Annotated in this window: 24 protein-coding genes and 1 pseudogene; 12 read left to right on the top strand and 13 right to left on the bottom strand. The window is 42.5% G+C overall.

Annotation, left to right across the window (positions count from 1 at the left end; all coding sequences use genetic code 11):
* Position 1 precedes the first annotated feature (1 nt).
* From BIZ38_RS13825 to BIZ38_RS13805, 5 genes are all read right to left on the bottom strand, one after another.
* The gene (locus tag BIZ38_RS13825) at positions 2 to 2,824 is read right to left on the bottom strand and encodes a TolB family protein (protein WP_187490527.1); all 2,823 of its coding nucleotides are present in this window, start codon (positions 2,822 to 2,824) and stop codon (positions 2 to 4) included.
* Positions 2,825 to 2,909: 85 nt separating this feature from the next.
* Positions 2,910 to 3,152 (bottom strand): hypothetical protein, encoded by a 243-nt coding sequence (locus BIZ38_RS13820; RefSeq protein WP_054552301.1) that lies wholly within the window; start codon positions 3,150 to 3,152, stop codon positions 2,910 to 2,912.
* Between the two features lie 79 nt (positions 3,153 to 3,231).
* Complete coding sequence (locus BIZ38_RS13815; RefSeq protein ID WP_262387612.1) at positions 3,232 to 4,794, bottom strand: PH domain-containing protein; 1,563 nt, start codon at positions 4,792 to 4,794, stop codon at positions 3,232 to 3,234.
* The gene (locus tag BIZ38_RS13810; RefSeq protein ID WP_054552299.1) at positions 4,757 to 5,290 is read right to left on the bottom strand and encodes a PH domain-containing protein; all 534 of its coding nucleotides are present in this window, start codon (positions 5,288 to 5,290) and stop codon (positions 4,757 to 4,759) included. The genes BIZ38_RS13815 and BIZ38_RS13810 overlap by 38 nt, the downstream gene beginning before the upstream one ends.
* A gap of 68 nt (positions 5,291 to 5,358) precedes the next feature.
* Positions 5,359 to 6,210 carry a D-hexose-6-phosphate mutarotase gene (locus BIZ38_RS13805; protein WP_187490526.1) on the bottom strand — a complete coding sequence of 284 codons (852 nt, stop codon included), beginning with the start codon at positions 6,208 to 6,210 and terminating at the stop codon, positions 5,359 to 5,361.
* Positions 6,211 to 6,539: 329 nt separating this feature from the next.
* Between BIZ38_RS13805 and BIZ38_RS13800 the strand changes: the two genes are divergently transcribed.
* The 6 genes and pseudogenes from BIZ38_RS13800 to BIZ38_RS13775 all read left to right on the top strand — a co-directional run bounded on the left by BIZ38_RS13800 (position 6,540) and on the right by BIZ38_RS13775 (position 11,245).
* Complete coding sequence (locus tag BIZ38_RS13800; protein WP_054552297.1) at positions 6,540 to 7,025, top strand: MarR family winged helix-turn-helix transcriptional regulator; 486 nt, start codon at positions 6,540 to 6,542, stop codon at positions 7,023 to 7,025.
* Between the two features lie 105 nt (positions 7,026 to 7,130).
* Positions 7,131 to 8,450, top strand: coding sequence for a porin (locus BIZ38_RS13795; RefSeq protein ID WP_054552296.1), 1,320 nt, complete (start codon positions 7,131 to 7,133; stop codon positions 8,448 to 8,450).
* A 224-nt stretch (positions 8,451 to 8,674) separates the two neighbouring features.
* Positions 8,675 to 9,064: pseudogene (locus BIZ38_RS13790) on the top strand (YbaN family protein); the annotation flags it as partial.
* A 196-nt stretch (positions 9,065 to 9,260) separates the two neighbouring features.
* Positions 9,261 to 9,893, top strand: coding sequence for a PepSY-associated TM helix domain-containing protein (locus BIZ38_RS13785; protein ID WP_054552295.1), 633 nt, complete (start codon positions 9,261 to 9,263; stop codon positions 9,891 to 9,893).
* Positions 9,893 to 10,393: a DUF2271 domain-containing protein gene (locus tag BIZ38_RS13780; protein WP_054552294.1), complete on the top strand. Its 501-nt coding sequence runs from the start codon at positions 9,893 to 9,895 to the stop codon at positions 10,391 to 10,393. Before BIZ38_RS13785 ends, BIZ38_RS13780 begins: the two co-directional genes overlap by 1 nt.
* A gap of 9 nt (positions 10,394 to 10,402) precedes the next feature.
* The gene (locus BIZ38_RS13775; RefSeq protein ID WP_138599108.1) at positions 10,403 to 11,245 is read left to right on the top strand and encodes a DUF4198 domain-containing protein; all 843 of its coding nucleotides are present in this window, start codon (positions 10,403 to 10,405) and stop codon (positions 11,243 to 11,245) included.
* Between the two features lie 26 nt (positions 11,246 to 11,271).
* On the opposite strand, the gene BIZ38_RS13770 is transcribed toward BIZ38_RS13775, so the two are convergent.
* Complete coding sequence (locus BIZ38_RS13770; protein WP_187490525.1) at positions 11,272 to 11,808, bottom strand: hypothetical protein; 537 nt, start codon at positions 11,806 to 11,808, stop codon at positions 11,272 to 11,274.
* 128 nt (positions 11,809 to 11,936) lie between these two features.
* Here BIZ38_RS13770 and BIZ38_RS13765 point away from each other — a divergent pair, with 128 nt between their 5' ends.
* The 3 genes from BIZ38_RS13765 to BIZ38_RS13755 are packed head-to-tail and all read left to right on the top strand — an operon-like array spanning position 11,937 to position 14,231.
* The gene (locus tag BIZ38_RS13765) at positions 11,937 to 12,362 is read left to right on the top strand and encodes a DoxX family protein (RefSeq protein ID WP_054552291.1); all 426 of its coding nucleotides are present in this window, start codon (positions 11,937 to 11,939) and stop codon (positions 12,360 to 12,362) included.
* A 60-nt stretch (positions 12,363 to 12,422) separates the two neighbouring features.
* Positions 12,423 to 13,289 carry a pirin family protein gene (locus tag BIZ38_RS13760; RefSeq protein ID WP_187490524.1) on the top strand — a complete coding sequence of 289 codons (867 nt, stop codon included), beginning with the start codon at positions 12,423 to 12,425 and terminating at the stop codon, positions 13,287 to 13,289.
* A 54-nt stretch (positions 13,290 to 13,343) separates the two neighbouring features.
* On the top strand, positions 13,344 to 14,231 hold the full coding sequence (locus tag BIZ38_RS13755) for a LysR family transcriptional regulator (RefSeq protein WP_138619607.1): 888 nt from the start codon (positions 13,344 to 13,346) through the stop codon (positions 14,229 to 14,231).
* On the opposite strand, the gene BIZ38_RS13750 is transcribed toward BIZ38_RS13755, so the two are convergent.
* The 4 genes from BIZ38_RS13750 to BIZ38_RS13735 all read right to left on the bottom strand — a co-directional run bounded on the left by BIZ38_RS13750 (position 14,226) and on the right by BIZ38_RS13735 (position 17,521).
* Positions 14,226 to 15,101: an SMP-30/gluconolactonase/LRE family protein gene (locus tag BIZ38_RS13750; protein WP_187490523.1), complete on the bottom strand. Its 876-nt coding sequence runs from the start codon at positions 15,099 to 15,101 to the stop codon at positions 14,226 to 14,228. The genes BIZ38_RS13755 and BIZ38_RS13750 overlap by 6 nt on opposite strands.
* A gap of 36 nt (positions 15,102 to 15,137) precedes the next feature.
* The gene (locus BIZ38_RS13745) at positions 15,138 to 15,845 is read right to left on the bottom strand and encodes a sulfite exporter TauE/SafE family protein (protein ID WP_054552287.1); all 708 of its coding nucleotides are present in this window, start codon (positions 15,843 to 15,845) and stop codon (positions 15,138 to 15,140) included.
* A 128-nt stretch (positions 15,846 to 15,973) separates the two neighbouring features.
* On the bottom strand, positions 15,974 to 16,753 hold the full coding sequence (locus tag BIZ38_RS13740) for an SDR family NAD(P)-dependent oxidoreductase (RefSeq protein WP_138599112.1): 780 nt from the start codon (positions 16,751 to 16,753) through the stop codon (positions 15,974 to 15,976).
* A 45-nt stretch (positions 16,754 to 16,798) separates the two neighbouring features.
* Positions 16,799 to 17,521 (bottom strand): FadR/GntR family transcriptional regulator, encoded by a 723-nt coding sequence (locus BIZ38_RS13735; RefSeq protein WP_054552285.1) that lies wholly within the window; start codon positions 17,519 to 17,521, stop codon positions 16,799 to 16,801.
* A 261-nt stretch (positions 17,522 to 17,782) separates the two neighbouring features.
* On the opposite strand from BIZ38_RS13735, the gene BIZ38_RS13730 reads away from it, so the two are divergent.
* Positions 17,783 to 19,411 carry a sodium:solute symporter gene (locus tag BIZ38_RS13730; RefSeq protein ID WP_187490522.1) on the top strand — a complete coding sequence of 543 codons (1,629 nt, stop codon included), beginning with the start codon at positions 17,783 to 17,785 and terminating at the stop codon, positions 19,409 to 19,411.
* A 43-nt stretch (positions 19,412 to 19,454) separates the two neighbouring features.
* Here the strand turns inward: BIZ38_RS13730 and BIZ38_RS13725 are convergent, their stop codons facing one another.
* Positions 19,455 to 20,483 (bottom strand): family 43 glycosylhydrolase, encoded by a 1,029-nt coding sequence (locus BIZ38_RS13725; protein ID WP_187490521.1) that lies wholly within the window; start codon positions 20,481 to 20,483, stop codon positions 19,455 to 19,457.
* A 103-nt stretch (positions 20,484 to 20,586) separates the two neighbouring features.
* Here BIZ38_RS13725 and BIZ38_RS13720 point away from each other — a divergent pair, with 103 nt between their 5' ends.
* Positions 20,587 to 21,591: an arabinan endo-1,5-alpha-L-arabinosidase gene (locus BIZ38_RS13720; protein WP_105173865.1), complete on the top strand. Its 1,005-nt coding sequence runs from the start codon at positions 20,587 to 20,589 to the stop codon at positions 21,589 to 21,591.
* Between the two features lie 642 nt (positions 21,592 to 22,233).
* A complete protein-coding gene (locus tag BIZ38_RS13715) occupies positions 22,234 to 22,683 on the top strand; it encodes an REP-associated tyrosine transposase (RefSeq protein WP_187490520.1) in 450 nt (149 codons plus the stop codon).
* 8 nt (positions 22,684 to 22,691) lie between these two features.
* Here the strand turns inward: BIZ38_RS13715 and BIZ38_RS13710 are convergent, their stop codons facing one another.
* Entirely contained in the window at positions 22,692 to 23,117 is a 426-nt protein-coding gene (locus tag BIZ38_RS13710; RefSeq protein ID WP_187490519.1) for an FKBP-type peptidyl-prolyl cis-trans isomerase, read from the bottom strand.
* A 10-nt stretch (positions 23,118 to 23,127) separates the two neighbouring features.
* The gene (locus tag BIZ38_RS13705) at positions 23,128 to 25,572 is read right to left on the bottom strand and encodes a glycoside hydrolase family 127 protein (RefSeq protein WP_187490518.1); all 2,445 of its coding nucleotides are present in this window, start codon (positions 25,570 to 25,572) and stop codon (positions 23,128 to 23,130) included.
* Between the last annotated feature and the right edge of the window lie 3 nt (positions 25,573 to 25,575).

Here is a 25,575-nt window from a genome sequence, read left to right as displayed (position 1 = left end):
TTTATAACGAGTAATAAAAGCTTAGCCAAGCGCGTAAATCATTTTCAAAGTCGTCGCCTTCTACTCGGGCGACGCCAAAATCAAGGTTTACATCATTTAAACCTGCAGGCCCCATGCCAAAGCTAAAGTCTCCTTGCCACTTGAGACCGTAACTTTGTGCATAAACTCGGTTATCGACCTGATGCTGTCGGTAATAAAGCCAAGGTAATGAATCTTTGTAACTAATACCCCCGCCATAGCCTTTATAGCGGTTACCTAATTGACTAATAAACGGCAGCTCAGGGGCAACAACAAAGCCACTTTGCGTGTCATTATTAATTAAGTTTGACTCATAACCGCCAAGCGCAAGGCTACTGTCATCGCGATATTGCTGAGCAAAATTAACATAAACGGGAATATCATAGGCATAACCGCTCAATACGGTAGCAAAGTTATAGCCCTGCCAATTATTCGAGTCAGCATCACCGGATAGCCACTGGGCACTTACGGACTGAGAAAAACCATATTGCTGTCTATCATGTTGCCATTTTTGTTCAAGGCCAAGGGTTAACCATTGATCATCCTCATTACTAAAGTCACTGTAGTTATAGCTCAAACTCGGTGTAATACTAAGCTGCTGAAACTGCAACGGGTAACTCAAAGCTAAATGCGCCCCTGTGTTACTAATGTTTAGTGGCATTTGTGAGTGGTACTGTTTTGCTGATTCAAGGTCGTAATCAAATAACAGCGCTTTAAATTTTAAATCAAACGCTGAGTACTTAACGGCCGCGAACACCCCTTCTAATGCTTTGTCATGTAAATCAGCACTATAGCCTGCCTGTAAATCGAGCTGCTTTAAAAAGTCATTGCTTTTTACTCCAAGGGTAAGCAGTGAAGATGAAGCCGAATAGTACTGAGATGCCAACGAAAAGGTTGGTTTTTGCTGCCAAATATCATAATCGGCTGGCTCAGTTGGGCTTTGCGGATAGATTTTCGCCTCAGGTAATACTTCGCTCGTTACTTGCCCTCGTGGTGGCGCCGCACTTTTAGCAAATTCAACAACCTCTAATCCTTGTGGTTGCTCAGCAAAATGCTTGATATTCGGCCCTTCAGCAGTGATCGATAAATACAAAAGTTCACCATTATTCATTGCCATTGGGTGTGCAACAGCTTCTTGGCCTTGCGTTAATTGGCGTAGTGAATTGCTTTGGAGATCATAATGATATAAATCGAGAGCTTTATTTTTACCGGCAACAAAATATAGCCCTTTGCCATCTGCTTGCCAATTAGGTTGTGACAGATACTGATAGCCCTCAGGCATTGGCACAGTAAGTGATTTTTGAGAGCTTAAGTCTTGTATATACAACTTCCAATTGGCATTCAATGTCGCTTTTAAATAAGCAAGTTGAGCTTTATTAGGGCTTAGTAATGGATAGTCATAAACCGTTTCTAGGGTTTTCTCAAATAAAGGGGTAGAAACACCCGTATTGAGGTCAAGGCGCACTAGCTCAGAGAAACCATGCTGAGTTTGCTCAGCATAAACAGTTTGCCCGTTATCACTAATACTAAAGCGGCGCAGCCCCGCATGATGCGTCAAAGCGCTCACTTTACCAGTGTCGATATCATAGCGGTATAAATCAGAAATACCTTGAATGGAGCCTTTAGCAACTGTTGTTGTGGCAGTGAAAAACAGAGTATTTTCGTCTAACCACTGCGGGTTTTTTATACCTTGCCTATTAATTTGTTGAAGCACATGTTTTTGCTTACGCTTAAAGACATTGGGGGCTTTATCTGCGATATCGACAGGATCATCATCAAGTAACGCTTGTTGCTGCTTTGCAAAATCATCGGCAGCCTGTTGATTGTCATCAGTGCTATAAATGACTAAACGGGTTTCGTCATCTTTGTTGCGCTCAACAATCGCAAGTTTACTGTTATCTAAACTTAAAACAGGGTTCGAAGCGTATAAATCAAGCTCTAACCAAAGCTTGCTTGTAAGTGTTTGCTCACTTACCTCTTTAGCCATTGCTTTATAAGTATATTCGGCAATAAAACGACGATATAGGCGCTCAGGTGAGTCGCCAAATACCCCGCTAAAGGCCTCATCAAAATCACGTGCTTTAACCGCTTGCATACGTGTCCAAACTGCATCAAGAGTTTGCGCTGAATAGTTCTCTTCGAGCCAAGCAAGAAAGCGAGAACCCATTAAATACGCCATTGAGCCAGCTAAATAGCCTCCTTCGGTACTACTCAATTGGTTATATTGTGGCAGCGCACCTTGCTGGGCAAATTCAACCAGTATTGCTTCTGAAAGGTTATCGTATAAACGGCCTCGGCCTGTCATTTTCGACTCAAGCAGCGTTGCATAGCCTTCGGCAGCCCAGCGCGGCATTTCGCCATCAACTAAATCGTAAATATCCCAACTATTACGAATAACCTGACGTACGTCGCTTCGAGTAGGCTGAGCAAGATGCACTAAATGAATATATTCATGCAAAATCAATAACTGCTGCCAGCCATCAGTGTTAGAAATCACCGTGTCGGATTGCGGGGGCGTAGTAAACAAGGCCATTAAAGGCTTATTAGTTACAGGCAAAGCAAAGCCATTGGAGGCGTTAAACGGGTCGAAAACCAGTACATCGACCACTTCATCAAGGGCACGGTTTTGCTGTTTTAAAACCTTATCACGAACAATTTCAAGCTCTGTTGCTGCTGAACGGGCCCATTGCTGATTCTCAGTACTAAAATGCACGTTAAAGTGTTCGGTATGAATGGTTTGCCAAGTTTCTTGGCTTGAAGCGTGGCTAGCAGCAAGTAGTGCCGCAGTTAACAGGGCTTTTTTCATCACAATCCTTGATTAGCAAGTTACTTAATTTAAGGATTAGTATGCGATGCTTTTTAAAAAGGCTGAAGTTAAAAAGTGTAAGAAATTACTCGATTTTAAGTGGGCGAACCAAGCCTAGTAATTGATAAACAATAAATATTGTCGCTGCAAACATAATACTGCTTCTCAATGCACCAAGACCCGCAAGAGCCATCGCGCCAGTCACAAGCAAAGCAATACAAGTCACTGCACAACTTACGCAAAGACCTTTACACTCCTTCTTATTGCGAGCATAGCAAAGCAATCCGACAACACCTGAAATAGCTAAAATAGGTAGTAAATAAATCATTGCGAACCTCCATCTGTAGCTTTTGAGAAAGTATACTCAAAAACCCAAACAGGTCAATGATATTGATAATTATTTTCATTTAAAGCCAATTCCGCTCGACGCCTTCTATTTCATATAGGGCGAAATCAGCAAACTGCTCAGCCAGCTCTGCTTTTAAATAAGGCATTGATACTGAACCAGAAGCAAGTTGTATATACAAGCTTTTAAGCTGTGATCGGCGCATTAAATAAGTGCTTATTGTGGTGACACTTTGTGCTTTATAGATTTCAAAAACACGATACTGCACACCCAGCATGCCGGTTTTAAATACGGCAAAAAAGCGGCCGTCATGTTGATACATAGCCACACCCGTTTTTTGATAATTCAAAAACACACCGATCATCAAAACTAAGCCCACGACAATGCTCCACAGCATCGTAGCAGCATCAAATAAGACATTGAAAATTAAAGCAGAAAATATAGTAGGTAGGACCACATATAAAAACGTATTCTTATAAAGTAAAGCGCGCTCAGGCTTAACAAAGTTAAGCTCTGTTAAATCAACAAACCATGGAAATAACCAGCCACACACGGCTTGCACTTGCTCTTTGGTGATTACTGGCATCACTAACGTTTGTTTATTTTTATGTGCCGCAACCCCAGCAGCCATACCACCACTACTCACTTGTGGACAAATTAAGGTATAGCGATTAAGCAGCCGAGCAATAATATTTTGCTTGATTTGCACACTTTGAATTTTCGACACGCTGATCGAGAGTTGCTGGCGCTCAAATAAACCTGCCACACGCTTAAACTTATCGTCCTGAAAATACAGCTGAAAGTTAAAAAAGCGCACCAAGGCCATGACAACAGAAAGTAAAATAGCACATAAAACAATGGCAACAACCATGATTAACACAGCGATTGCAGCGGCACTACCAACGAACGCAGCTTGCTCATTCAGTATGGCCTCTAGGCGGTTTATGATGGTTTTTTCGAGGTACTCAAAAATCACATTCATAAATGGAGCAAGTGCAGCCAATGCCAATATTGCCATGTTCGACATCAAACCAAACTTAGCAATTTCAGCATTGCTGATCGTTAAGGTTTTCGGTTTATCTGTTGCTTCGCTCTGCTCAATAGACGGCTGTTCTTGCTGTTGTAACTGAGCCTTAAATTCCATAACTTGTTCACGAACTTGCTCGGCATAGCTAAGCTTAACTCCCGGGATCACAGCTTCTTGAGCACTACTACCGGCGGCATCGAAAATACAATTAACTAAATTAACTGGCTGAAAATAAAAAGGTTCGGCAATGTTTACGTTCTGTACTCGAGCAAATTTTAGGGTTAGCCGCTCTTTTTTAAATACCCCTTTATTGAGCAGTATTTCGTGACCATCCGTTATGCGGTATTTAAAATTACGATAATAAGCAAAGGCATACAGCACTAAAACTAAAGAGGCCACGGCAACAGCTATTTGCCCCCAAAACAGCTTTTGCTCAACTTGCGTAACAAATAACACCAAAATAGGCAGTAAATTAAGCAGCCCATCTTTTATGAAGCGCAGTGCAAAGTGAACAATAAAATACAGTAGCGCCCATGGCGACACGCGTTGCCATTGTTGCTCACTCATCGGCAAGCTCATTTTCTTGAGTTGCTGCATTATCACCATAACTTTGCACGAACTGGCGGACATCATTGCATTGTTCGTCCGTTAACCCACTGATATGTAAATCAGCACTCATGCCACCGGCACTGTAAAGCCTGAGTGTTGCGAGTCCTAACTTTCGCTCAATTGGGCCGCGATGAATTTCGGTGTGTTGCACGCGAGAAATAGGCAATAAGGTGATTTGTTGCCAAATTAAACCTCGCTTAAAGGCAATATCATGCTCTCTTACTGCCACCCCTTTGGCGCGAACGCTGTAAAGGTTGTAAACCATTGACAGTATTACCAACAATGGCAAAACCAAAAGCCAAGGTGTAGCAATAGCTTGGCTAATGGCTGGATTAAAGTGCCGTACTGTAATGATCACGGCCATTAAAGGCACATAAAACAACAACCAATTTAGTTGTACATGCCATATCGCATTATCTGCAAGTGGTTGGAATTGAATCGTTTGATGCTTTGGTAGGGTTTCTATTTGTTGATTACTAAACACGGTAATTCCTTGTAAAGGCCAGCGGTGCCGGCCTTACGTGCTAACACTGAGTTATTATATGTTATAAATTATACCCAGCGTAGTTTTGTTGCAAGTGTATGGCTTGCTCCTGGTGCAAGTTCAACACTATCATCAAGGACATTAGCCGCTTCTAAACACAGCATGACGTGATATTCGTCATCAGCAAAATTAGAAAGACGTTTTGATTTATCAATCCATGGGTTCCAAAGTACACACGATGTTGAATTTTCGCGGCCTACTTCAATAATGCCATCAGGTGTAATGATACGCTGAGTGTCTTTTGCTTCGGTGTAAACCATGTCTGTTTCACGCGCGAACGACACTAACTCATTTTGCTCAAATGGACCTTCAGCAAATTCGATGTATTTCGCGCCTTGCAGGCCATCTACTTTTGTTTCTTCAATTGCTGGTGTTGGGAAATACGTGTGCAGTGCTTGAGTGAACTGTACAGTTTGGTTATCTAAGTTTGTGGTTGTTAAACGTAGCTCTAAGCTAGAGGTTAAAATAAACTCGGCCAATAACTTAGTTTTATAAGGCCAATACTTTTCATCAACTTGCGTCATCGGTAATGACAAGCTGATATAAATAGAATCGTCTTGCTCTTTCACTTCTTCTGCACGCCATAAACTTGTGCGAGCAACACCATGAGCTGGCCAGCCTTCATGTTGGCTTACTCCGAACCATGGCCAACAAATCGGAATACCGCCTCGCACACCTTTGCCTTCTTGGAAATCTTCTAATTCTGAGACCCATAATAGTGGCTTTTTATCGGTTGGCGTGAACTCAGTGATCTGCGCACCTTGCAGAAAAATAGTAGCGCGACAAAACTCACTAGCAACTTTAATAAATTCAAGCCCGGTTTCACTTTGCTCAATCGTAACTGATGGCGATAACTTCATAACTCGTCCCATTTAATGAAAGAAAAATCCACCTTACCCAATGCAGTGGCTTTTAGTAAATAATATTTAGTTATTTGTATAAATTGTTTTACTACAAAGTGATGGTGTCACCTCGTAGTTGCATTTTAAGTGTTAACAACAATTACTCCATCTAAATTTCAACTTTTATGTTTTAATTTCTACTCTAATTAATAAATAAACACGATAACAACCTTTATGGCCGCAAATTATAAGACACATAGTTATTATTTATTTGAACTCAATTTATTAGATGTGTAATATTTTGCGATTGCGGTTGTTCCACGCCGCCTTATTTAAGAGACAGAAACATGCAAAAGTATGACGAGCTACTAGTGTCGCTGCGCAAAGTGATCAGAGCCATCGACCTTCATTCAAAACAGCTCAATAAAACCTCAGGCTTAACAGGCCCACAATTACTGATTATGAACGAGGTTGCACAAACCGATGGCATAACCGCTAGTCGCATTGCACAAAATGTAAATTTAAGCCCGGCTACGGTTACCAATATCTTAGACCGTATAGAAAACCGTAACCTGATCACCCGTGTACGTAGCCAATTAGATAAACGCCGAGTTAGTTTGCATCTCACAGAAGCAGGTAAACAGCTATTAGAACAAGCACCTCAACCTCTGCAAGAGCACTTCATCGAAAAGTTCTCAGCACTCGAAGAGTGGGAACAAAGCTTATTACTTTCATCAATGCAACGTATTGCCGCAATGATGGATGCAGATCAACTTGATGCTTCACCACTACTTGAAGTTGGCGCAATCACCAAGACATTAGAACCACAGTAAAAATTAAAACTGATTGATTAATATTAATTTTCTGTGGCTAGTCTTGGGTTCAGCATGAATATCAACTATGCTTGGTAGTACCCATTCCAACACTAGCGAAAATTCATGCTTAAACTATCAAAGTTAGCCCTCGCAATAGCCTTGGGCACAACTTCAAGTCTTAGTCAGGCATCTGAAATTGATGACCTTCAAAAACAGCTGCAGTTACTGAAACAGCAAATGCAGCAACTGCAAAGCAAACTTGATGCTGCAGAAGAAAAATCACAGCAACAAGCCGAGAAACAAGCGCAAATTGATGCACAAGTAGCAAAGCAACAAAAGCAACTTGAGCAGCAAACAGCGGCTGTTGAAGCTCCTAAAAAAGAATCTGGCATTAAGGTTGGGGGTGCAGTACGTACCAACTTCAGCCATACATCCTATGACGATGGTAATAAAAACCGCGGTGGCGACTTCGACTTTGACATCTTCAGACTAAATTTTGCAGGCGATGTCGGTGATGTACAGCTTAACGCTGAGATCCGTTTTTTCGATTACATGACTGCAGTTAAATATGCCTATGCAGCCTATGACTTTGCTGAAGACTGGCAGGTGCAGGCAGGTATTACCAAAGTGCCTTTTGGTAACTGGCCTTACAACTCGCACAACTATTTCTTTGGCACTACTTATTATATAGGTCTTGAAGATGATCATGATTTAGGTGTTCTATTCAAGCGCAAAATTGCTGATAACTGGCAAATTGATCTCGGCTTTTTCAAAAATGATGAGCTAGGTGGTGTTGACGGCTATGTAGACGATAGAAGCGACCGCTACTCATATGATGTTGTCGGTTTCCGCTCTGCTGATGAAGGTGTTTATGCCGAACCAACCAATCCGATTGGTGAGTACAATACCTTCTCTGGCCGTTATGGCTATCATTTTGAGCATGACGGCGGCACCACCGAGCTAGGTGTTTCTGCGTTATCAGGTGGTTTGCATGACGGCGAAGACAAAGCCGGCGATTACTACGCTTGGGCACTGCACTTAAACAGTACTATTGGCCCATGGAATTTCCAGCTTCAGCATGGTGAGTATAACTACGATATCGACAACGTCGACCGTATGGCTGTGGGTGCTTATGCGTTTTACGATAGCATTGCCGCAGAAGCAACCATGACTAATGCCAATATCGCTTACAGCCTGCCTGTAGAGTGGGGTCCGGTAACAAACCTGCAGTTTTATAATGACTACGGCATTATTTATGACAAGTCAGATAACAGCGAAGATACATGGATGAATGTAACAGGGGTATCTGTTGCCGCAGGTGGCTTATTCACTTATTTTGATTTTGTACAAGCGAAAAACCAACCATTTGTTGGCGGCTCAATTGCTGGCGACAGCGACGACACTGAAACTCGCTTCAATATCAATATTGGTTATTATTTCTAGAAATAGCCAAAAATAAGACCTACAAGCCCAGTTTAAACTGGGCTTTTCATTTGTTTGAAGTAAGTTTACCTATAGTGTTAGCTAATAATATTAAGCTGAGCTAAAGTTAAATAAACAACATGGTGTAGACTATGTTGCTAAAACCAATAAATACAAACCACCTTGATCATAGGTATCGAGCAAGCACTACAACGATTTAAGTTTTATCAGGCCCAACTTTATTGATGAATGTGAGAGCGGCGTTTAACGCCTATAAAAATGGCTGCTATCAATTACTCGGGTTATTGATGGTGGGTTTAGGTATCATAGGTATTGCATTACCTGTGATGCCTACGACTATCTTTTTTATACTAGCATTGGCGTGCTTTACCCGCTCATCACCCAAGCTTTCTGCCTGGCTGCTAAACCACCCAAGATACGGCCAACCGTTAAGGTTTTGGCAAGAGCATAAGGTTGTCCCTACCCGTGCTAAGTTATTAGCAGGTTTTGGTATGGCTGTCGGATATGTTTTTTTACTACAAAGTACCGCGCCAATTTGGGTGATGTATCTTGTGGCATTGATTGAGTTGAGCGTATTAGCTTATTTAAGTAACCGCCCATCTGCGCCCAATAAACCAACCCTAATTCAAGTTAATATAACCACACAGATGCGCTTGATGTTGCTTGCCTGTTTTCTCAGCTCGCAGCTAGCAGTTATGGCTTATCTCGCTATTCATTTCTAGCACAAAGAAATGTAAAGAACGTAAACCTGCTTGTTATCGGTAATACAAATCATTATCATATTTGTATCTTTAACGAATAAACCGCATTATGTTCTCATTTAACAAACGCAACTTTTATAGCGTTAGCCGTGCCTTACATATATACCTCTCAACGGCCTTATTCTTTTTACTTATTTTATTTTGTGTCAGCGGCATCATCCTTAACCACGTTAGTTGGCTCGAAAATGATAAACATAATGGTCAGAACCAACTACTTGTTTCTGCTGAGTTATTTGAAAAAGCGCAAACAAACCTCGACACATTGCCAAGCCTTTACCCTGAAATAGAGCAATACATGCAACAGCAGTTTTCACTCAGCAATGTAAAAAGTATTGAGTGGGAAAAAGAAGATGCCTTGGTGATGCTCGACTACCCGCTTCCGGCTGGCTTTGCCTACGCCGAAATCGATTTTCAAACCGGTGAACTTAATATTGATTATCAAACCGGTGGCTTTATGAGTCTGATCGGCGACTTACACAAGGGCCGTCATACAGGTGAAGCATGGAGCTGGGTGATTGATATTTCAGCAGTTTTGATGATTCTGTTTGCTGTCACCGGATTATTTATTCTCTTTCAAAACCGTAAAAAACGTGCCGCAGGTCTTTGGTTAACGCTTCTTGGTGTTGCCACGCCTTTGGTTATTTATCTAGTTTGGGTGCCTCAACTTAAAGGAGTATCTTAATGAAACAAGCCCACTTACTCGTTGCTCTACTAATTGGCTGTTTATTCAGCCCACTGAGCTTTGCAAAAGATCCCAACCTCACCGTTGAATTTACCTTACCTGAGCTAGATGTTTCTCCATATCATCGCCCTTACGTGGCGTTATGGCTAGAAACACCTGAACGTAAACACGTTACCACGATTGCACTTTGGGTCGAAAAAGCTGAATGGTTTAAAGACTTACGTCAGTGGTGGCGAAAAGCCGGTCGTAGCAACGACAACTTTGATGGTGTGACAGGTGCAACAAAACGCCCAGGTACTTATACGATTGAATGGCAAGGTAAAGATTTAAAAGGTAATCCAGTTAAACCTGGCAGCTACCTACTTAATGTTGAAGTTGTACGTGAAGAAGGTGGCCGAGATTACACCCGCGTTGAAATCGACTTAACAAAAGACGGCAAAGTCACAATTAAAGGCGAAAAAGAGTTCGCGACTAGCTTTGTTACCATAACCAGTAATTAAGGACAAACAATGAAATTAAAATTATTAAAAACAGCGCTGATCGGCGCTGTGACCTTCACAGCACTTGCATCTGGCTACGCACAAGCACATGCCCGTTGGTTAATGCCATCTCACACTTCTTTATCTGGTGAGAAAACTCACTACGTGATGATCGATGCCAGTATTTCTAATGAGTTATTTAGCCCAGATAAAGCATACCGCCCAAAACAAAAAGGCGCAGAGTATGACGACAACTTATTAGTTGCCCTTGCACCAAATGGTAAGCCGGTCGAAGAAACGATTCGCGCATACTATTTAAAACGCAAAAACTCAGCGGCAGTGAGCTTAACGCAAGACGGTACTTACCACATTGCTATGCAGCAAAAGCCAATGCTAATGACTTTCTATAAAGACAAAGATGGCAACCGTGGCCGTGTGTTCGCAGGTAAAAAAGAAGCAGACCTACCAGCAGGCGCAACCGACGTGCGCACTGTAAAATCAATCGCAACTGTTGATACTTTTGTCAGCCGTAATGGTACTTCTAAGCCAACATTGCTTGGTCAAGGCTTAGAAATTTCAGGACCTACTCACCCGAACGATCTATTTGCTGGTGAAGAAGCTAAGTTCCAATTATTAATGGATGGCAAACCAGCTGCCGACGTTGAGCTTGCGATTGTTCGTGGTAGTGCACGCTACCGCAACGAGCGTGACGAAGTGAAAGTAACAACCGATAAAAAAGGCTTCTTTACGGTGACATTCGCTCACGCCGATATGTATCTAATTGAAGCATCTGTTGATCAAAAACCAACTGAAGCCGATATCGATAACGTACGCTACTCATTATTCACAACACTTGAAGTAGCGCCTGAATAATAAGCTGATTAGGCCTCAATAAAGGCCTAATTCAACTTTCGAGGAAGACTGTAGTCAACCGTGTGATCGCAGCTACCGTCTTTCTCGCAATCATTTACCCCATCACCATCGACATCCCAGCTTGGGTGCATGCCTCTTAATGTACTTTTTACGACGCTGATATCGACAGTAAATTCACTTTGCTCATCACGGCGCGCAGCATTGCGCATTAGAAACACCCGAATCACATAATCGCCATTATCAGGAATTTTAATCTCGGCATGGTCACCTTTTGCCGGGCCTACAAACAAAGCTGTTGGGTTGCCTTGTGGTAAAATATTAAAGTAGTTGCTTGAATTTGATGGAGCAAAATCAACCGTTAAAGTAGTGCCTTTATTAAGGTTAATTTGATATTCCAGCAACTCATAACCTTTGATTGCGTCTTTAACTTGCCAGCTTTGCTGCACAGCAATATCTGAAGCTAGCAACTCATAATGACGACTATTTGGTAAATTTTGTTCAGCAAACACCAAACTACTTTTAGCCACCGAAAAACAAAACCCTATTAATAACAACAACTTCATATTTTACCTCCTTTTAAATTCTCTTTTAAAGAATGATAAACGCTATTTTTACAATTTTTAATTCTTTTAAAGTGAACCTATAGTTACTCCATCGCAGACACACTGCTCAACTAAACAGGATACCTACTATGAAACTTTTTACTTTAATCTCAGCTCAACCACACTTACAAAATATTAGCACTTTATTGGCGCGTATTGGTTTATCGGCCATCTTTTTACTAACTGGCTTTAGCAAAATAGAATTCTTTGATGCAACTGCACAGTACATGGCATCAGTAGGTTTACCAGAGTTCTTACTGCCGTTTGTGATTGCTTTTGAAATTGTTGGCGGGTTATTTATTTTACTAGGGTTTTTAACACAACTAACCGCTATCGCTTTTGCTGGTTTCAGCTTAGTCAGCGCTTTACTATTCCACTTTCAACTTGATGATCAAATGCAATTTTTAATGTTCTACAAAAACATTGCGATGGCAGGCGGCTTTTTAGCATTAGCCAGTGTTGGTGCAGGCAAAATCAGCCTAGATCAACTAGTGTTAAAACGTAGTCAGGCGTAATATTTCTACCAGCCAATGACCTAAGTTGTTGGCTGAATTTGTTTTTAAGGGAGCGCGAAAATGGCAACGTTATTAACAGCAACCAGCCACGATATTGGTGGGCTAGATGTAAAACGCATCTTGCCGCATTTTGACAAAAAAATGGTAGGACCATTTATCTTTTTTGACCACATGGGGCCGAATCACTTTCCTCGCGGTGAAGGCATAAATGTGAGGCCTCACCCTCATATTGGCCTATCAACGCTCACTTATTTATTTACTGGCAGTATTTACCATCGCGATTCGCTAGGTAATAGCCTGCAAATAGAACCCGGCGATGTTAACTGGATGACCGCAGGTCGCGGTATAGTGCACTCAGAAAGAGAAAGCCTTGAAGTGCGGGCGAGCGAGCACGAAATTAATGGTCTGCAATGCTGGGTTGCTTTACCTGAGAGCATGACCGAAATAGCACCACGCTTTGAGCATATCAAAAAACAGCAGCTGCCTGAGAAAATCGAAAAAGGCGTGCTGATGCGACTCATTGTCGGTGATGCATATGGTTTAAGCTCCCCAGTGAAAAACTACTCTCCGATGTTTTATGTCGATACAGTAGCAGAGCAAGGCAGCCAAATTACTAAACCTCATCCTCATCATGAAACCGCCGTGTATGTTATTTACGGTGAAATTAGTGTGGGTGATACTCGCTATACCCAAGGTGACTTTGTGCTACTTGATGACAGCGAACACGAAATAACGACTCTAATGCACAGCCGCTTTATTTTACTCGGTGGCAGTAAATTCAATAAAGTCCCGTATTTACACTGGAATTTTGTTGCTTACAGCAAAGAGCGCATCGAGCAAGCAAAACAAGATTGGCAAGCACAGCGTTTTGCTAAAATCCCCGGTGATGATCTTGAGTATATTGAGTTGCCCTCACCTAAAAAGTAAACTTTTTCAGCATTTACAGGTACTATTAGGTAGTTAAGTAAGCAAAGGAACATCATGCTAAGAATTACGCTAGAACAGTGGCGCATGTTTCGTGCTGTTGTTGAATTTGGAGGCTTTAACCAAGCCTCACAAGGTATTCATAAAAGCCAATCGAGTATTCATAACGCAGTTGGCAAAATTGAATCTGCGCTCGATGTAAAATTATTCAGCATTCAAGGCCGTAAAACCGTGCTCACTGAAGCCGGCGAGATGATGCTACGGCGCGCCAATTACTTACTCGATGAAGCCGCTAAAGTTGAGGCCATTGGGCAAACTTTGGGTGAAGGTATCGAAAGTAAGTTACGCATTGCCGTTGATGCTATTTTCCCACAGCAACTGCTTTATAAGGTACTTAACGACACTTCATCGCAATACCCGCAGCTGCGTATTGAGCTGCATGAGTCTGTACTAATGGGGGGCAATGAACTGCTCGAAAACGATCAGGTTGATATTGCTATTACCGGCTTTCCAATTGCGGCAAGCTTTCACGAAGAGTTATGTGATATCGAGTTTATTGCCGTCGCCCACCCAGATCATCCCTTGCATGCGATAGAGCGTGAAATTACCCTCGAAGATTTAAAATCACACCGCCAAATTGTTGTTCGCGATTCAGCGAATAAGCACAAACAAGATGGTGGCTGGTTAGGTGCCGATCAGCGCTGGACCGTCACTCATATGCGCACTTCGATTGATATGATCAGTAATGGATTGGGCTTTGCGTGGTTACCAAAAGTCGCGATAGAAACACAACTTGCGACAGGGCAAATGAAAGCACTTAATTTAACTCATAACAGCAGTCGCAGCGCTAAGTTACATTTGCTCTTTAAAGACGGTGACAAACTGGGTCCTGCAGCACGCTCGTTTATTGGCGAGTTGCGTTATCAAGTAATGAAAAACCTATAGCTTCAAGGGCGTTTCAGCAATACCTTTAACGCCCGGCTCAAGAATAAACACGCCACCACTGTGCGGGTAATCAGCGAGCACGGAGTCTTCGAGCCCTACTGCCGCTGTTGTCACCGCCAGATGCGTGAGCTCTTCACCTACAAATGCGACACTCGTAACACGCGGTGCGGGTAAGCGAATAAACTGTACTTGCTCACCGTTTGGAGCAAAACGATACACGCCATAACCATTCCATGCAGCAACCCACAGATGATCTTCGCTATCAACAGTCATGCCATCAGGAAAACCCATATTGTCAGTAAAGCGAATAAACTCGTGTTTATCAGCAAGCTCGCCATGCTCATTCAGAGTAAAGCGGTAGATTGTTTGTTTATCTGAGTCTGTAGAATATAAAAACTGACCATTTTTACTTACCGCAGGGCCATTACTAATTGTGTAGTCATGATCAACCGCTGTCGGAGCCTGACCATGACCAAAACGGTATAACTTGCCACTATCGGTTTGCTCTTGAGAGTCCATTGAGCCAAAAAAGCCAAAGCCTTGGCGAGACGTTTTACCATCGTTTAAGCGGTTTTGTGAGGGTTCGTGGTCGATTGAGTAAAGAAGTTCGCGGCTAAAGTCTTCACTATTTAGTTTATAAATGCCTTTGGCAAAGCCTGCGATTAATTCAGCTTGCTCGGTTTCCATCACCCAGCAAATCGGTTCTGGCATAGTAAACTGGCTAACGCGCATCGATTGACACTGTAAACGAAACAAACGCTGCCCTAAAATATCGACCCAAAATAAACAGTTATGTGCCTTAGCAAAATAGGCACCTTCGCCCAATTGGCATTGGCTAGAAATGATTATTTTAATGGTGTCATCGAGCATTTTCTTCACTACACAAAAAGCTGAACTATTCTCATTCTATCTGTGTATGAAAATAAGTGCTAGACCAGATAAACCCGCAACCAGCAAGATGATACCGCGAATGGCCTTTTCATTGAGGTTATTGTTGATCACAAACGATAAGCCCCAGCCAATTAAAATGGCGGGTAAGCAAAAAAAGAACAGCTTTACATCGCCCATATCGGCAGAGCCTGTTAGCATCAATACAATTATGCCAAACAAGTTTATAAATACAAAAAAGGCACTCAGGTTTGCTTTAATTTTGTCTTTATCTTCAGCTTGATAGAGAAGCCCCATCGGTGCCCCACCGGCAGACGTTGTGGTGCCTAAGAAGCCCGACGACATTGACGCAAGTAAGCTTGTAATGGTAGAAATTTTTGGTTTCATACCTATGATAGACAATGCCACCACTATCAAAATACTCACTCCTAGCAAGAGTTGATACTGCTTCGCATTGACATACCACATCACCACAGCAGCAAGAATAACTCCCACTGCACCACCAATAATGGAAATGCCCGTCTGTTTCATGTCTATCGCACCGCGGTGTTTAATCATTAACACCGACGTTAAAAACAGCGCATTCAAAATCATTGGCCCAGGCACCAGCTCTGGCATCAGCCAGTAAAGTACAGGCACACATAGCATGCCTAAACCAAAGCCAATAACACTTTGCAGGCAAGCGCCAATAATCAGAATTAAATAAACAAGTACAAAGTCGGTCAAACTTTCTTACCACCTTCCTAACTATTAGATTCAAATGTTTAAAATAATTATTTATTATTATAGTACTATTTGGATCGTGTAAAATTTTTTCTTTGGTTTAATTTAACTTAAAGCAACTAACAATTTAATTAAGTCCAACCTGCATCCACTATCAGTGATTGTGCTGTCATCATGCGGCTGTCATCAGCAGCTAAAAATAACGCGGCATTCACTATATGGTCTGGTTGTATTGTTTCGTTAATACACTGACTTAAACGAACATCTTCAATCATTTCTGGGGTTAGCCAATGAGTCATTTGGCGCTCTGTCATCACCCAACCCGGAACCAGTGAATTCACACGAATATTGTCTTTACCGTATGAAGCAGCTAATGAACGGGTTAAACCTTCAATTCCCGCTTTTGCGGTTGTGTAGGCTGGCATGCCTGTTTGCTTAATACGCCAACTTACCGACCCCATATTGATAATGCTACCGCCGCCCAAGCGCTGCATGTGTTCAACTACAGCTTGCGATGAAAAGAAACACGGGCGCAAGTTAACAGCAAACTTATCTTCCCAATATTTCACATCCATATTCTCAGCGGCATGACGGGTGTCATCGGCTGCGTTATTAATTAACACACCAATGTCACCCTGTTGCTGACGCGTTTGCTCAATGGCCGCTTTTAAGGCTTCAACATCACGAATATCACAATGGATAAACTGCGGGTCAAACTCATATTTACCCGCTAATTTTGCGCATAACGCATCGCTTTGCTCGGTTGCAATATCAACAAAGGTGACTTTCGCGCCCTGCTCGCAGAACCGCGTTACCATTACTTCACCAATTCCCGATGCACCACCAGTAATAAACACACTCTTACCAGCAAGGCTTGGGTAAACTGTTTTTAGCTCGTTTGAATTTGGCATGATAACCTTTTGTTTTAAAGTAATTACAACGTCAAGAAGCGATACTTATTGAGCCGCTTCTTTATCAGCGATTTCTTTTTCAATAAACGCCATTGCTTCATCAATCATGTACGTCATCATGTTTTTAGCACGTTCAGGATCGCCGCTTGCAATCGCGTTATACACTTTAAAGTGCTCTTCAGCGATCGCCTTTTTATTACCCTTAGCAGGTGTAGTATGTTGAATACTTACGTGTAATGCAGTGCGAATAAAATCACGTAATTGATAGAAAAAACGGTTACCACTGGCATGTAAAATTGCCGTGTGGAAGGCAAGGTCTGGCTCATGCATTACGCCTTCTGGCTCTTCTGCTGCCGCTTGCATTTTATCGAGTGCCATTTTAATTTCTGCAATGGCTGCTTGGTCACCTTTTCTGGCTGCAAGTGCTGCTGCTTGCGGCTCAATCGCCAAGCGCACTTGTAAGAATTCTTTAAGTACGTAAAGCGATGGGCTGCTTTCTAACAACCATTTTAATACGCTTGTGTCGTATAAGTTCCAGTTCTCCGCCGACTCAACACGAATACCTTGTCGTGGACGAGAAGAAATCAGTCCTTTTGCAGCAAGCATTTTCACTGCTTCACGAACAGCTGTGCGGCTAATACCATACACTTCACAAAGTTGTGCTTCGGTTGGTAGCCCCGTTTCAGTGTTATAATCACCAACAATTATTGCTTTACCAAGCTCATTGGTAACTTGTTGTGATAGGTTTAAATTTTCTAAACGCGCCATGTGTGTTCCTCAAAAGATCTGAGTAATATGATACATCTATAAAGCTATTCCGTCATCCTGGAAATAATTGATTAAAATCAATAACAAGCAAAAAACAGCCTAATACAAGTGTCTATATTTCAAACAATGCAGTCACCATTTTACCTACAGACTGTCACCTTATTTTAACAAATCTCTTTCACTTACCTTATTTATAATATAATATTTTTATTCAACAACTAAAAAAGCAAAATTCTCTTTCAAAATTAGGTGGAACACACGATGGTCGAACTAAGTACCTTAGACTGGGCAGTGCTAGCAGGATTTTTTGTCCTGTTACTAGGCGTTGTCGTGATGTCTATGCGACAAAAAGAAGAAGACACCGCTGATTACTTTTTAGCGGGTCGTAATGCAAGTTGGTTAGTGATTGGTGCCTCTATTTTCGCATCGAACATTGGCTCGGAACATTTAGTGGGCCTTTCAGGTTCAGGCGCACAATCGGGTATGGCACTGGCTCACTGGGAAATGCAATCGTGGATCATTCTACTACTCGGTTGGATTTTCGTGCCTTTCTATTGGAGTAGTAAAGTCTACACCATGCCTGAATTCTTAGAGCGCCGTTTTAACTCTAAATCACGTACCTTCTTATCTGTTATCTCATTGATTAGTTATGTATTAACCAAGGTTGCGGTAACGGTTTATGCCGGCGGTATCGCATTTAAAACAATCTTAGGTATCGAGAGCATTTGGGGCATCGACTTCTTCTGGATTTCAGCGATTGGGCTTGTGGTGATCACCGGTATTTATACGGTACTTGGCGGTATGAAAGCCATTATGTGGACCTCGGTGTTGCAGACCCCTGTGCTCATTATTGGCTCCTTGGTCATATTAGTTGTTGGACTAGATAAAGTAGGTGGCTGGGCAGAAGTTGAGCGTATCAACGATGCTAATATGCACCTTATTCGCAGTGCTTCAGATGCTGAATTCCCTTGGCCAGGCATTATTTTTGGTTCATTCATTATTGGTTTTTGGTATTGGTGTACAGACCAATACATCGTACAACGTGTTTTATCCGCAAAAGGCATTAAAGAAGCCCGTCGCGGTACCATGTTTGCTGGTTACTTAAAATTACTTCCTGTATTTATCTTCTTAGTACCAGGCATGATTGCATACGCATTGAATGTTAAAGGTATTATTAGCTATGAAAGTGCTGACCAAGCTTTCCCAACGTTAGTTGCTGAGCTATTGCCAGCAGGTGTTAAGGGGATTGTAATCGGTGGTTTAGTAGCGGCTCTTATGAGCTCTTTAGCATCATTATTTAACTCATCAGCAACCTTATTTACCATTGATTTTTATAAGAAATTCAAACCAGAATCATCTGAGAAGCACCTTCTGAAAGTAGGCCGTATTGCCACTATCGTGATTGTTGTATTAGGTCTTCTGTGGATACCCGTCATGAGCTTAATTGCCGATGTGCTTTATGAATATCTGCAAAGTGTTCAGTCTCTTATTGCACCGGGTATTGCTGCGGTATTTTTACTCGGTTTATGTAGTAAACGCATCACTCCAACAGCGGGTTTTGTGGGCTTAGTATCAGGTTTTGTGCTTGGTATGATCCGCTTAGTGTTACTGCCATTTAAAGATGATTTAACAGGTTCATCATTTGCGTGGATCACCACAATGAACTGGTTATATTACTGTATTCTGCTATTTGTCGTGGTCGTTGCGATTATGATTGTGGTGAGTATTTTCACCAAACAAGCAGACGAAGAACAATTGAAAGGTCTTACTTTCTCAAGCCTAGATAAAGCAACTATGAAAGAAGTAGCTGCCGGCTTAGATAAGTGGGATTACATTCATACCGCGGGTATTATTGGTATTACTGCCTTTATTTACTACCGCTTCTGGTAATCGTTCGTTCCCAAAGTTGTAGGGCGCCAATTGGCGCCATTTTTTAATCAGCGAGTTCTGGTGAAAACACTGGAAAACCGTTTTTATCCCACGTAATAATGCGTGCTCGCGCATGGCGATTTGGGTCTGTAAGCGGTGTGCCTTTCAACTCTTTATAGTCACGACTGTGATAAATCATTAAATCGGTTACACCATCTTCAGCTTTTACAAAACTGTTATGCCCAGGGCCAAAACGACCTAGCTCAGCATTGGTGGTGAACACCGGCTCAGCCTTTTTATGCCAACTAGCAGGATCAAGTAAATCAGCATTCACATCAGCCCATAGCAAGCCCATCGCATATCGATGATCGGTGGCACTGGCTGAATAAGTGACAAATATTTTATCGCCATGGGTAATGACTGCAGCACCTTCGTTCACCTTGTAGCCTTGCACTTCCCAATCAAGGGTTGGCTCAGTAATCGCGATAATGGGTTCTTTAATTGATGTTGGTGAGTCCATTTCAGCTAACCATAAAGCTGAGTTATAAGTTGCAGGCTGGTTCTGCTGCGCCCAAATCATGTAACGCTTCCCCTTGTGCGTAAAACTTGTGGCATCAAGCGAAAAACTATCAAGGTGGCTAGTTACTTGCCCCATTTCTTGCCACTCACCTTGCATCGGATTAGCACTGTCGTTTTTAAGTGCATACATACGAATACTAAACGGTTTTTCGATATCACCTGCGGCGAAATAGATATACCAACTGCCATCAATCTGATGTAGCTCAGGGGCCCAAATGTTGACACTCATTGGGCCTTTATCGCGCTTTTGCCAAATAACCTTCGGCTCAGCTAATTTTAAATCGTTTAAACGACAAGCTTGGCGTAGTTCAATTTCATCAAATTTCGGCGAACTACCTATAAACGTGTAACAGCCACTTTTATCATCGCGAACTAACCAAGGATCAGCACGTTTGAGTACAATGGGGTTATCAATTGGCGCTAAAGTCTTGCTACTATTAGCATCAGCAAAGGCTGACAATGGCGAGGCGCTTAACGCACTAAGAAGCGTTAGCCGAGATAATTTTTTGAGCATAATGTGTCCTGTATTTCGTCTCGATTTTATTGTTAATATTGTATTACATATTATATAGTAGCTGAATGAACACAAGAGTTAAAACAACAAAAGGTATTCAAGCATGAGACCCGTAAGTAAGGTGACACACGCAATGAAGTGGCTTTCAACAGGGCTACTTTTTTCTGCCGCAGCCGTATCTGCAAAGCAAGTTGAAGTTCACGACCCGGTAATGACCAAAGAGGGCGACACGTACTATGTATTTAGCACAGGCCCAGGCATTACCTATTATGAATCGAAAGATTTAACCAACTGGAAACTTACCGGCCGCGTTTTTAAAGATGAGCCAAGTTGGGCAAAGCGTATTTCACCAAGTTTTGATGGCCACTTATGGGCACCCGATGTGTACGAGAAAAACGGTAAGTTTTATCTTTATTACTCAGTCTCTGCATTTGGCAAAAACACCTCAGCAATTGGTGTAACGGTTAATGAAACCCTTGACCCATCATCACCTGATTACAAGTGGATTGACTACGGCATAGTGGTTGAATCTGTGCCTGAGCGTGACGATTGGAACGCTATCGACCCTGCCATTATCGAAGATGACAATGGTACACCGTGGATGAGCTTTGGTTCGTTCTGGGGCGGCCTTAAACTAGTACAACTTGATGATGACATGGTGCGCTTAGCAAAACCTGAAAAATGGCATCACATTGCGAGTCGCCCAAACACGGAACATGGCCCAATTGAAGCCCCTTATATCTTTAAAAAGAATGGCTATTACTACCTGTTTGTTTCGTTTGATAAATGCTGCCGTGGCGTAGAGAGTACTTACAACGTGCGCGTAGGCCGCAGTAAAAACATCGAAGGCCCATACTTAGATCAACAAGGTCGCTCTATGGTTGATGGCGGTGGTAGTTTAGTTATTGAAGGTAATAAAGATTGGGCAGCCCTTGGTCATAATGCTGCGTACACCTTTGATGGCAAAGACTATTTAGTATTACACGCCTACGAAACAGCCGATAACGGCGTGCAAAAGCTACGTATTTTACCTATGAGTTGGAAAAACGATTGGCCGGTTGTTAACCCAGCCGACCTAAATAAGCTTAAAACCAAGCTGAAAAAGTAATTATTCAAACCTGTAGAAACGGGTCTACCCTGCGTTGACCCGTACTATCAAAAACGACAAACAAACGCGATATAAAATCGCTGCTACGCCCCTTGTAGCAGCGGGTTTACCCCGCGTTGAACCCCGCGTCGAACCCAACGTTAAACCTCAACAAAAAGAAACAAATATACGCGATATAAAATCGCTGCTACGACCCTTGTAGCAGCGGGTTTACCCCGCGTTGAACCCCGCGTCGAACCCAACGTTAAACCTCAACAAAAGAAACAAATATACGCGATATAAAATCGCTGCTACGCCCCCTGTAGCAGCGGGTTTACCCCATGTTGCCCCCACGCATCGAACCCAACGTTAAACCTCAACAAATGAAACAAATATACGCGATATAAAATCGCTGCTACGACTCCTGTAGCAGCGGGTTTACCCCGCGTTGAACCCCGCGTCAAACCCAACGTTAAACCTCAACAAAAAGAAACAAATATACGCGATATAAAATCGCTGCTACGACCCTTGTAGCAGCGGGTTTACCCCGCGTTGACCCGCGCGTCGAACCCAACGTTAAACCTCAACAAAAGAAACAAATATACGCGATATAAAATCGCTGCTACGCTTTATAAATTGATTTATCAAAGCTAAGGAAAGCCGATGAACAAATCATACTTACTCAGAAAAGGCAGAGTTTCTGTAGCAAATCATTATTATGCGCTAACGTTTGTTTGCCACAACCGAGCAAATCATTTAAATAACTTCTTCGTTAACCGTCAGATTATCCATCAAATGCGGCAACTTGAGACTGAAGGCCTAATTAATTCAAATACCTTCGTGTTGATGCCAAACCACATGCACTGGTTAATTCAATTATCTGATGTGTATTCATTAAGTGAATTTGTTCGAAGGTTCAAAGGGCGAACCGCGTCCATTTTTAGGAAGTTCAATCAACAAAGGCTATGGCAAAAGGGGTTTTATGATCATCAAATTAGAGATGAAGATGACTTACTCAGCAATGCACGTTATATAATTGCCAACCCATTAAGAGCTGGTTTAGTGAAAGATATTGCGTGCTATCCTTTTTGGGATAGCACTTTCATGAAGTAATATTCCAGCTATACGAAATCAACCAAGGTAATATCAACGAGCATGGGGCTTTGGCAACCTTGTTGATGCTTATCTTCAATAAATGCGCTGTACACATCGCGTGCCAGATGTGCAGGGATTAAAACTTCAAAGCGGCTGCCTTTATTCATTAGTTGTAATGCTTCTTGCAAGCCCACTATCGCCTCTGCAATTTCGTACTCTACAGCGGCGCCTTGCTTGCGAGTATCAAATAACACCCGACCATTTGTAAGGGTAACCCGTTGATGTACAATCACCGTGGCATCCCAACTAGGTTTATCTCCCTGACCTTGCTCAATTACTCGATAACCAAGCCCTGTCGGTGTTTGGTAAAAACTGTGTTGCTCAGCGCTGTTATCTAAAAGCGACGGTAAAACATGCTCTTTAGCCGTCGCAAACACATTGTTGCTTAACATAGCCAACTCTTTATTGTGCGTTGATTAAACGAATACCATAGATACCACCGGCAACAGAGTCTTTGTCGGCAGCAAAACGTAAAGTAAGCGTTTTCGACTTTTTCATTGCTTCTGTTAATGGGTAATCAATGGTGTAGAACTCATCCGTTGGTTTACCTACAGGCAAACTAACTCCAGCTAATTGCTCACCATTTAAATTAATTGAGAAATGACGGTTCACATCGCCAATAAAATAGCGAATACGCAAAGCGACCGCTTTTTGTTCTGGGTTACTAAGCTGATACTCAAACCAACCTGTCGCATCGCGCCAATGATGACCATTATTAACACCTGCGCGGGTTCCCTCACCTTTAAAGTCGTGTTCGACTTCAGGTTGTTGCTCACCCGGTGTAATTTGATCAACGGTTAATAAACGAAGCTGTTCTTTCGCTTGCTCAGCCGCTTTTGCATCGGCAACAAATTGCGTGAACTCAGCTTCGCTTTGCTGCGGCCAATACACTTGATAGCGACTATCGTGTAAGCGGAAGAACGGAATTAGCTCTGTGCTCTTTGTGTTATCGATACCTTGCTTGGCAATCGCCACATTTTTATCGGCGATAAATGCGAGCTCTTGGCCCGGTTTACGAGTGAGATCAGCAATAAATTTTTCTGGCTCACTCAGCATGATTGGCAGAGCTTCAGGCGGACAAGTCGGCCCCGCGGCGATGTGGCCCATGCGGCTATTATCGGCAACAAAGTTAAGCTGTTCATTTGCAAATGCTTGTACTTTGGTAGCCATAACAACAGGCCCGTACATCACAGAGTAATAATGCTGACCATCAGGTAGCTGCTCAGTATAAAGCTTAGGACTAAGTTCAAAAGCAAGCTTATCACCACTTTGCCATGCATGGCTGATGCTGTAGTAACCGTCTTTTTCGGTTGCGCTTACAGCTTGTCCATTTAAAGTAAAACTCAGCTCACCCTGCAGCCAAGACGGTTTACGAATATGAATTACCGGCTCAGTGCTTTGCCCCTCAGACAAACGATTCACGGTCAGTGAGACCTTGTTATCATCTGGGAATTGGCTGTCTTGCGTGATCTGTAAGCCCTGCTGTTGCCAGTTTAACGTGCTTGGAATAAACAAGTTTACCCATAGCTCTTTACCGGTATTACTATAAATCAGCTCACCATATTTGCTGTGATTCTCAATACCTGAGCCTACACAACACCACATTGAATCTTGCACTGACGAATACATGCGGTAATGCCCAGGGCGCATTGAGGTAAAGTAAACAAGACCACCATGCTCTGGGTGTTGTGAAGATAAAATATGGTTATATGTGGCGCGCTCATAATAGTCTAAATAACGCGTATCACCGGTTTTTAAGAATAATAACTTACTCAGTTTCATCATGTTGTAAGTGTTGCAGGTTTCTGGGCCTTCAACATCTTCAACCATCGGCGTAAAGTCACTTTTATCATGAAAATGCTCACGTACCGAGTTACCGCCAATTGATACTGAGCGCTCTTGGCTGACTGTTTTCCAGAAAAAGTCAGCACCTTGCTGCCATGCTTTATCATCGCTGGCATTTGCGACCTTCAACATACCAATAATTTTTGGAATTTGCGTATTGGCATGCAGGCCCGTTAACTTATCTTCTTTGTGTAATAAGGGTTCAATAATGATGTTATGAGAGAACTGACGGGCTAGTTTTAAGTAGCGCTCATCATCACTAATAAAGTACATATCAGCAAAAACATCATTTAAGCCACCATGCTCTGAATACAGCATTTGTTGAACTTGTTCATCAGTTAGCTTGGCAGTGGTCGCTAAAAACCATTCGCCTAGCTTAAATAGCATTTGTTTGGCTTTATCACTGCCGGCTACGTCGTATGCATCACGCAAGCCATGGAAAATTTTATCTATGTTATAAAGCGGTACCCAGCGGTCGTTTAAACTGAATAAGTCGGCTTTGATTTCACCCTTTTCAATCTGCTGCCACATTTCATCGCCATTTGGGATACCGCCTAAGTAACCACCTGTAGCTTGCTGGGCGCGAGCCAGCTCACTCAGCATATAATCTAAACGCTGCTTTAATTCTTCGTCACCTGTGGCTGCCCATGCAAGGCTCAAGGCTGAAAGATAATGACCGCCAATATGGCCATCAAGGCCTGTGCTTTCCCAGTTGCCATAGTTAGGCGCTTTTGGCTCAAGGCCAGCTTCACGCAGATAAGGAGCAAGCAGCTGATCAGGATGAAGTGCTAATAAATAACGCACATTCGTTTGCTGCGCATGTAAAAACGGGCTGGCGCTTAAACTTACTTGGTTTAGGGCAAATAAATGTTGTTCGCTGGTATGTTCAGCATGCTCCACAGCAGCAGTTTGTTTACTGTCTGTTGGCAGCTCACTGCAACCGGTCACAGTTAAAATTGCAGCGCAAACGCTTGCTAAATAGCTAACTTTGAATGTGTTCATACT

This window comes from Pseudoalteromonas sp. BZK2 (genome assembly GCF_014349195.1).
Lineage (GTDB): Bacteria > Pseudomonadota > Gammaproteobacteria > Enterobacterales > Alteromonadaceae > Pseudoalteromonas > Pseudoalteromonas simplex.
This window is presented reverse-complemented; position numbering and strand designations above follow the sequence as displayed.

What these genes read in the sequence shown, in the direction of transcription:
- BIZ38_RS13735 (WP_054552285.1), bottom strand. Translation starts at nt 17,521, where the DNA reads ATGGCGCGTTTAGAAAATTTAAACCTATCACAACAAGTTACCAATGAG.
- BIZ38_RS13775 (WP_138599108.1), top strand. Translation starts at nt 10,403, where the DNA reads ATGAAATTAAAATTATTAAAAACAGCGCTGATCGGCGCTGTGACCTTC.
- BIZ38_RS13820 (WP_054552301.1), bottom strand. Translation starts at nt 3,152, where the DNA reads ATGATTTATTTACTACCTATTTTAGCTATTTCAGGTGTTGTCGGATTG.
- BIZ38_RS13825 (WP_187490527.1), bottom strand. Translation starts at nt 2,824, where the DNA reads ATGAAAAAAGCCCTGTTAACTGCGGCACTACTTGCTGCTAGCCACGCT.
- BIZ38_RS13755 (WP_138619607.1), top strand. Translation starts at nt 13,344, where the DNA reads ATGCTAAGAATTACGCTAGAACAGTGGCGCATGTTTCGTGCTGTTGTT.
- BIZ38_RS13780 (WP_054552294.1), top strand. Translation starts at nt 9,893, where the DNA reads ATGAAACAAGCCCACTTACTCGTTGCTCTACTAATTGGCTGTTTATTC.
- BIZ38_RS13725 (WP_187490521.1), bottom strand. Translation starts at nt 20,483, where the DNA reads ATGCTCAAAAAATTATCTCGGCTAACGCTTCTTAGTGCGTTAAGCGCC.
- BIZ38_RS13710 (WP_187490519.1), bottom strand. Translation starts at nt 23,117, where the DNA reads ATGTTAAGCAACAATGTGTTTGCGACGGCTAAAGAGCATGTTTTACCG.
- BIZ38_RS13805 (WP_187490526.1), bottom strand. Translation starts at nt 6,210, where the DNA reads ATGAAGTTATCGCCATCAGTTACGATTGAGCAAAGTGAAACCGGGCTT.
- BIZ38_RS13815 (WP_262387612.1), bottom strand. Translation starts at nt 4,794, where the DNA reads ATGCAGCAACTCAAGAAAATGAGCTTGCCGATGAGTGAGCAACAATGG.
- BIZ38_RS13705 (WP_187490518.1), bottom strand. Translation starts at nt 25,572, where the DNA reads ATGAACACATTCAAAGTTAGCTATTTAGCAAGCGTTTGCGCTGCAATT.
- BIZ38_RS13770 (WP_187490525.1), bottom strand. Translation starts at nt 11,808, where the DNA reads ATGAAGTTGTTGTTATTAATAGGGTTTTGTTTTTCGGTGGCTAAAAGT.
- BIZ38_RS13800 (WP_054552297.1), top strand. Translation starts at nt 6,540, where the DNA reads ATGCAAAAGTATGACGAGCTACTAGTGTCGCTGCGCAAAGTGATCAGA.
- BIZ38_RS13730 (WP_187490522.1), top strand. Translation starts at nt 17,783, where the DNA reads ATGGTCGAACTAAGTACCTTAGACTGGGCAGTGCTAGCAGGATTTTTT.
- BIZ38_RS13760 (WP_187490524.1), top strand. Translation starts at nt 12,423, where the DNA reads ATGGCAACGTTATTAACAGCAACCAGCCACGATATTGGTGGGCTAGAT.
- BIZ38_RS13740 (WP_138599112.1), bottom strand. Translation starts at nt 16,753, where the DNA reads ATGCCAAATTCAAACGAGCTAAAAACAGTTTACCCAAGCCTTGCTGGT.
- BIZ38_RS13715 (WP_187490520.1), top strand. Translation starts at nt 22,234, where the DNA reads ATGAACAAATCATACTTACTCAGAAAAGGCAGAGTTTCTGTAGCAAAT.
- BIZ38_RS13750 (WP_187490523.1), bottom strand. Translation starts at nt 15,101, where the DNA reads ATGCTCGATGACACCATTAAAATAATCATTTCTAGCCAATGCCAATTG.
- BIZ38_RS13785 (WP_054552295.1), top strand. Translation starts at nt 9,261, where the DNA reads ATGTTCTCATTTAACAAACGCAACTTTTATAGCGTTAGCCGTGCCTTA.
- BIZ38_RS13765 (WP_054552291.1), top strand. Translation starts at nt 11,937, where the DNA reads ATGAAACTTTTTACTTTAATCTCAGCTCAACCACACTTACAAAATATT.
- BIZ38_RS13720 (WP_105173865.1), top strand. Translation starts at nt 20,587, where the DNA reads ATGAGACCCGTAAGTAAGGTGACACACGCAATGAAGTGGCTTTCAACA.
- BIZ38_RS13795 (WP_054552296.1), top strand. Translation starts at nt 7,131, where the DNA reads ATGCTTAAACTATCAAAGTTAGCCCTCGCAATAGCCTTGGGCACAACT.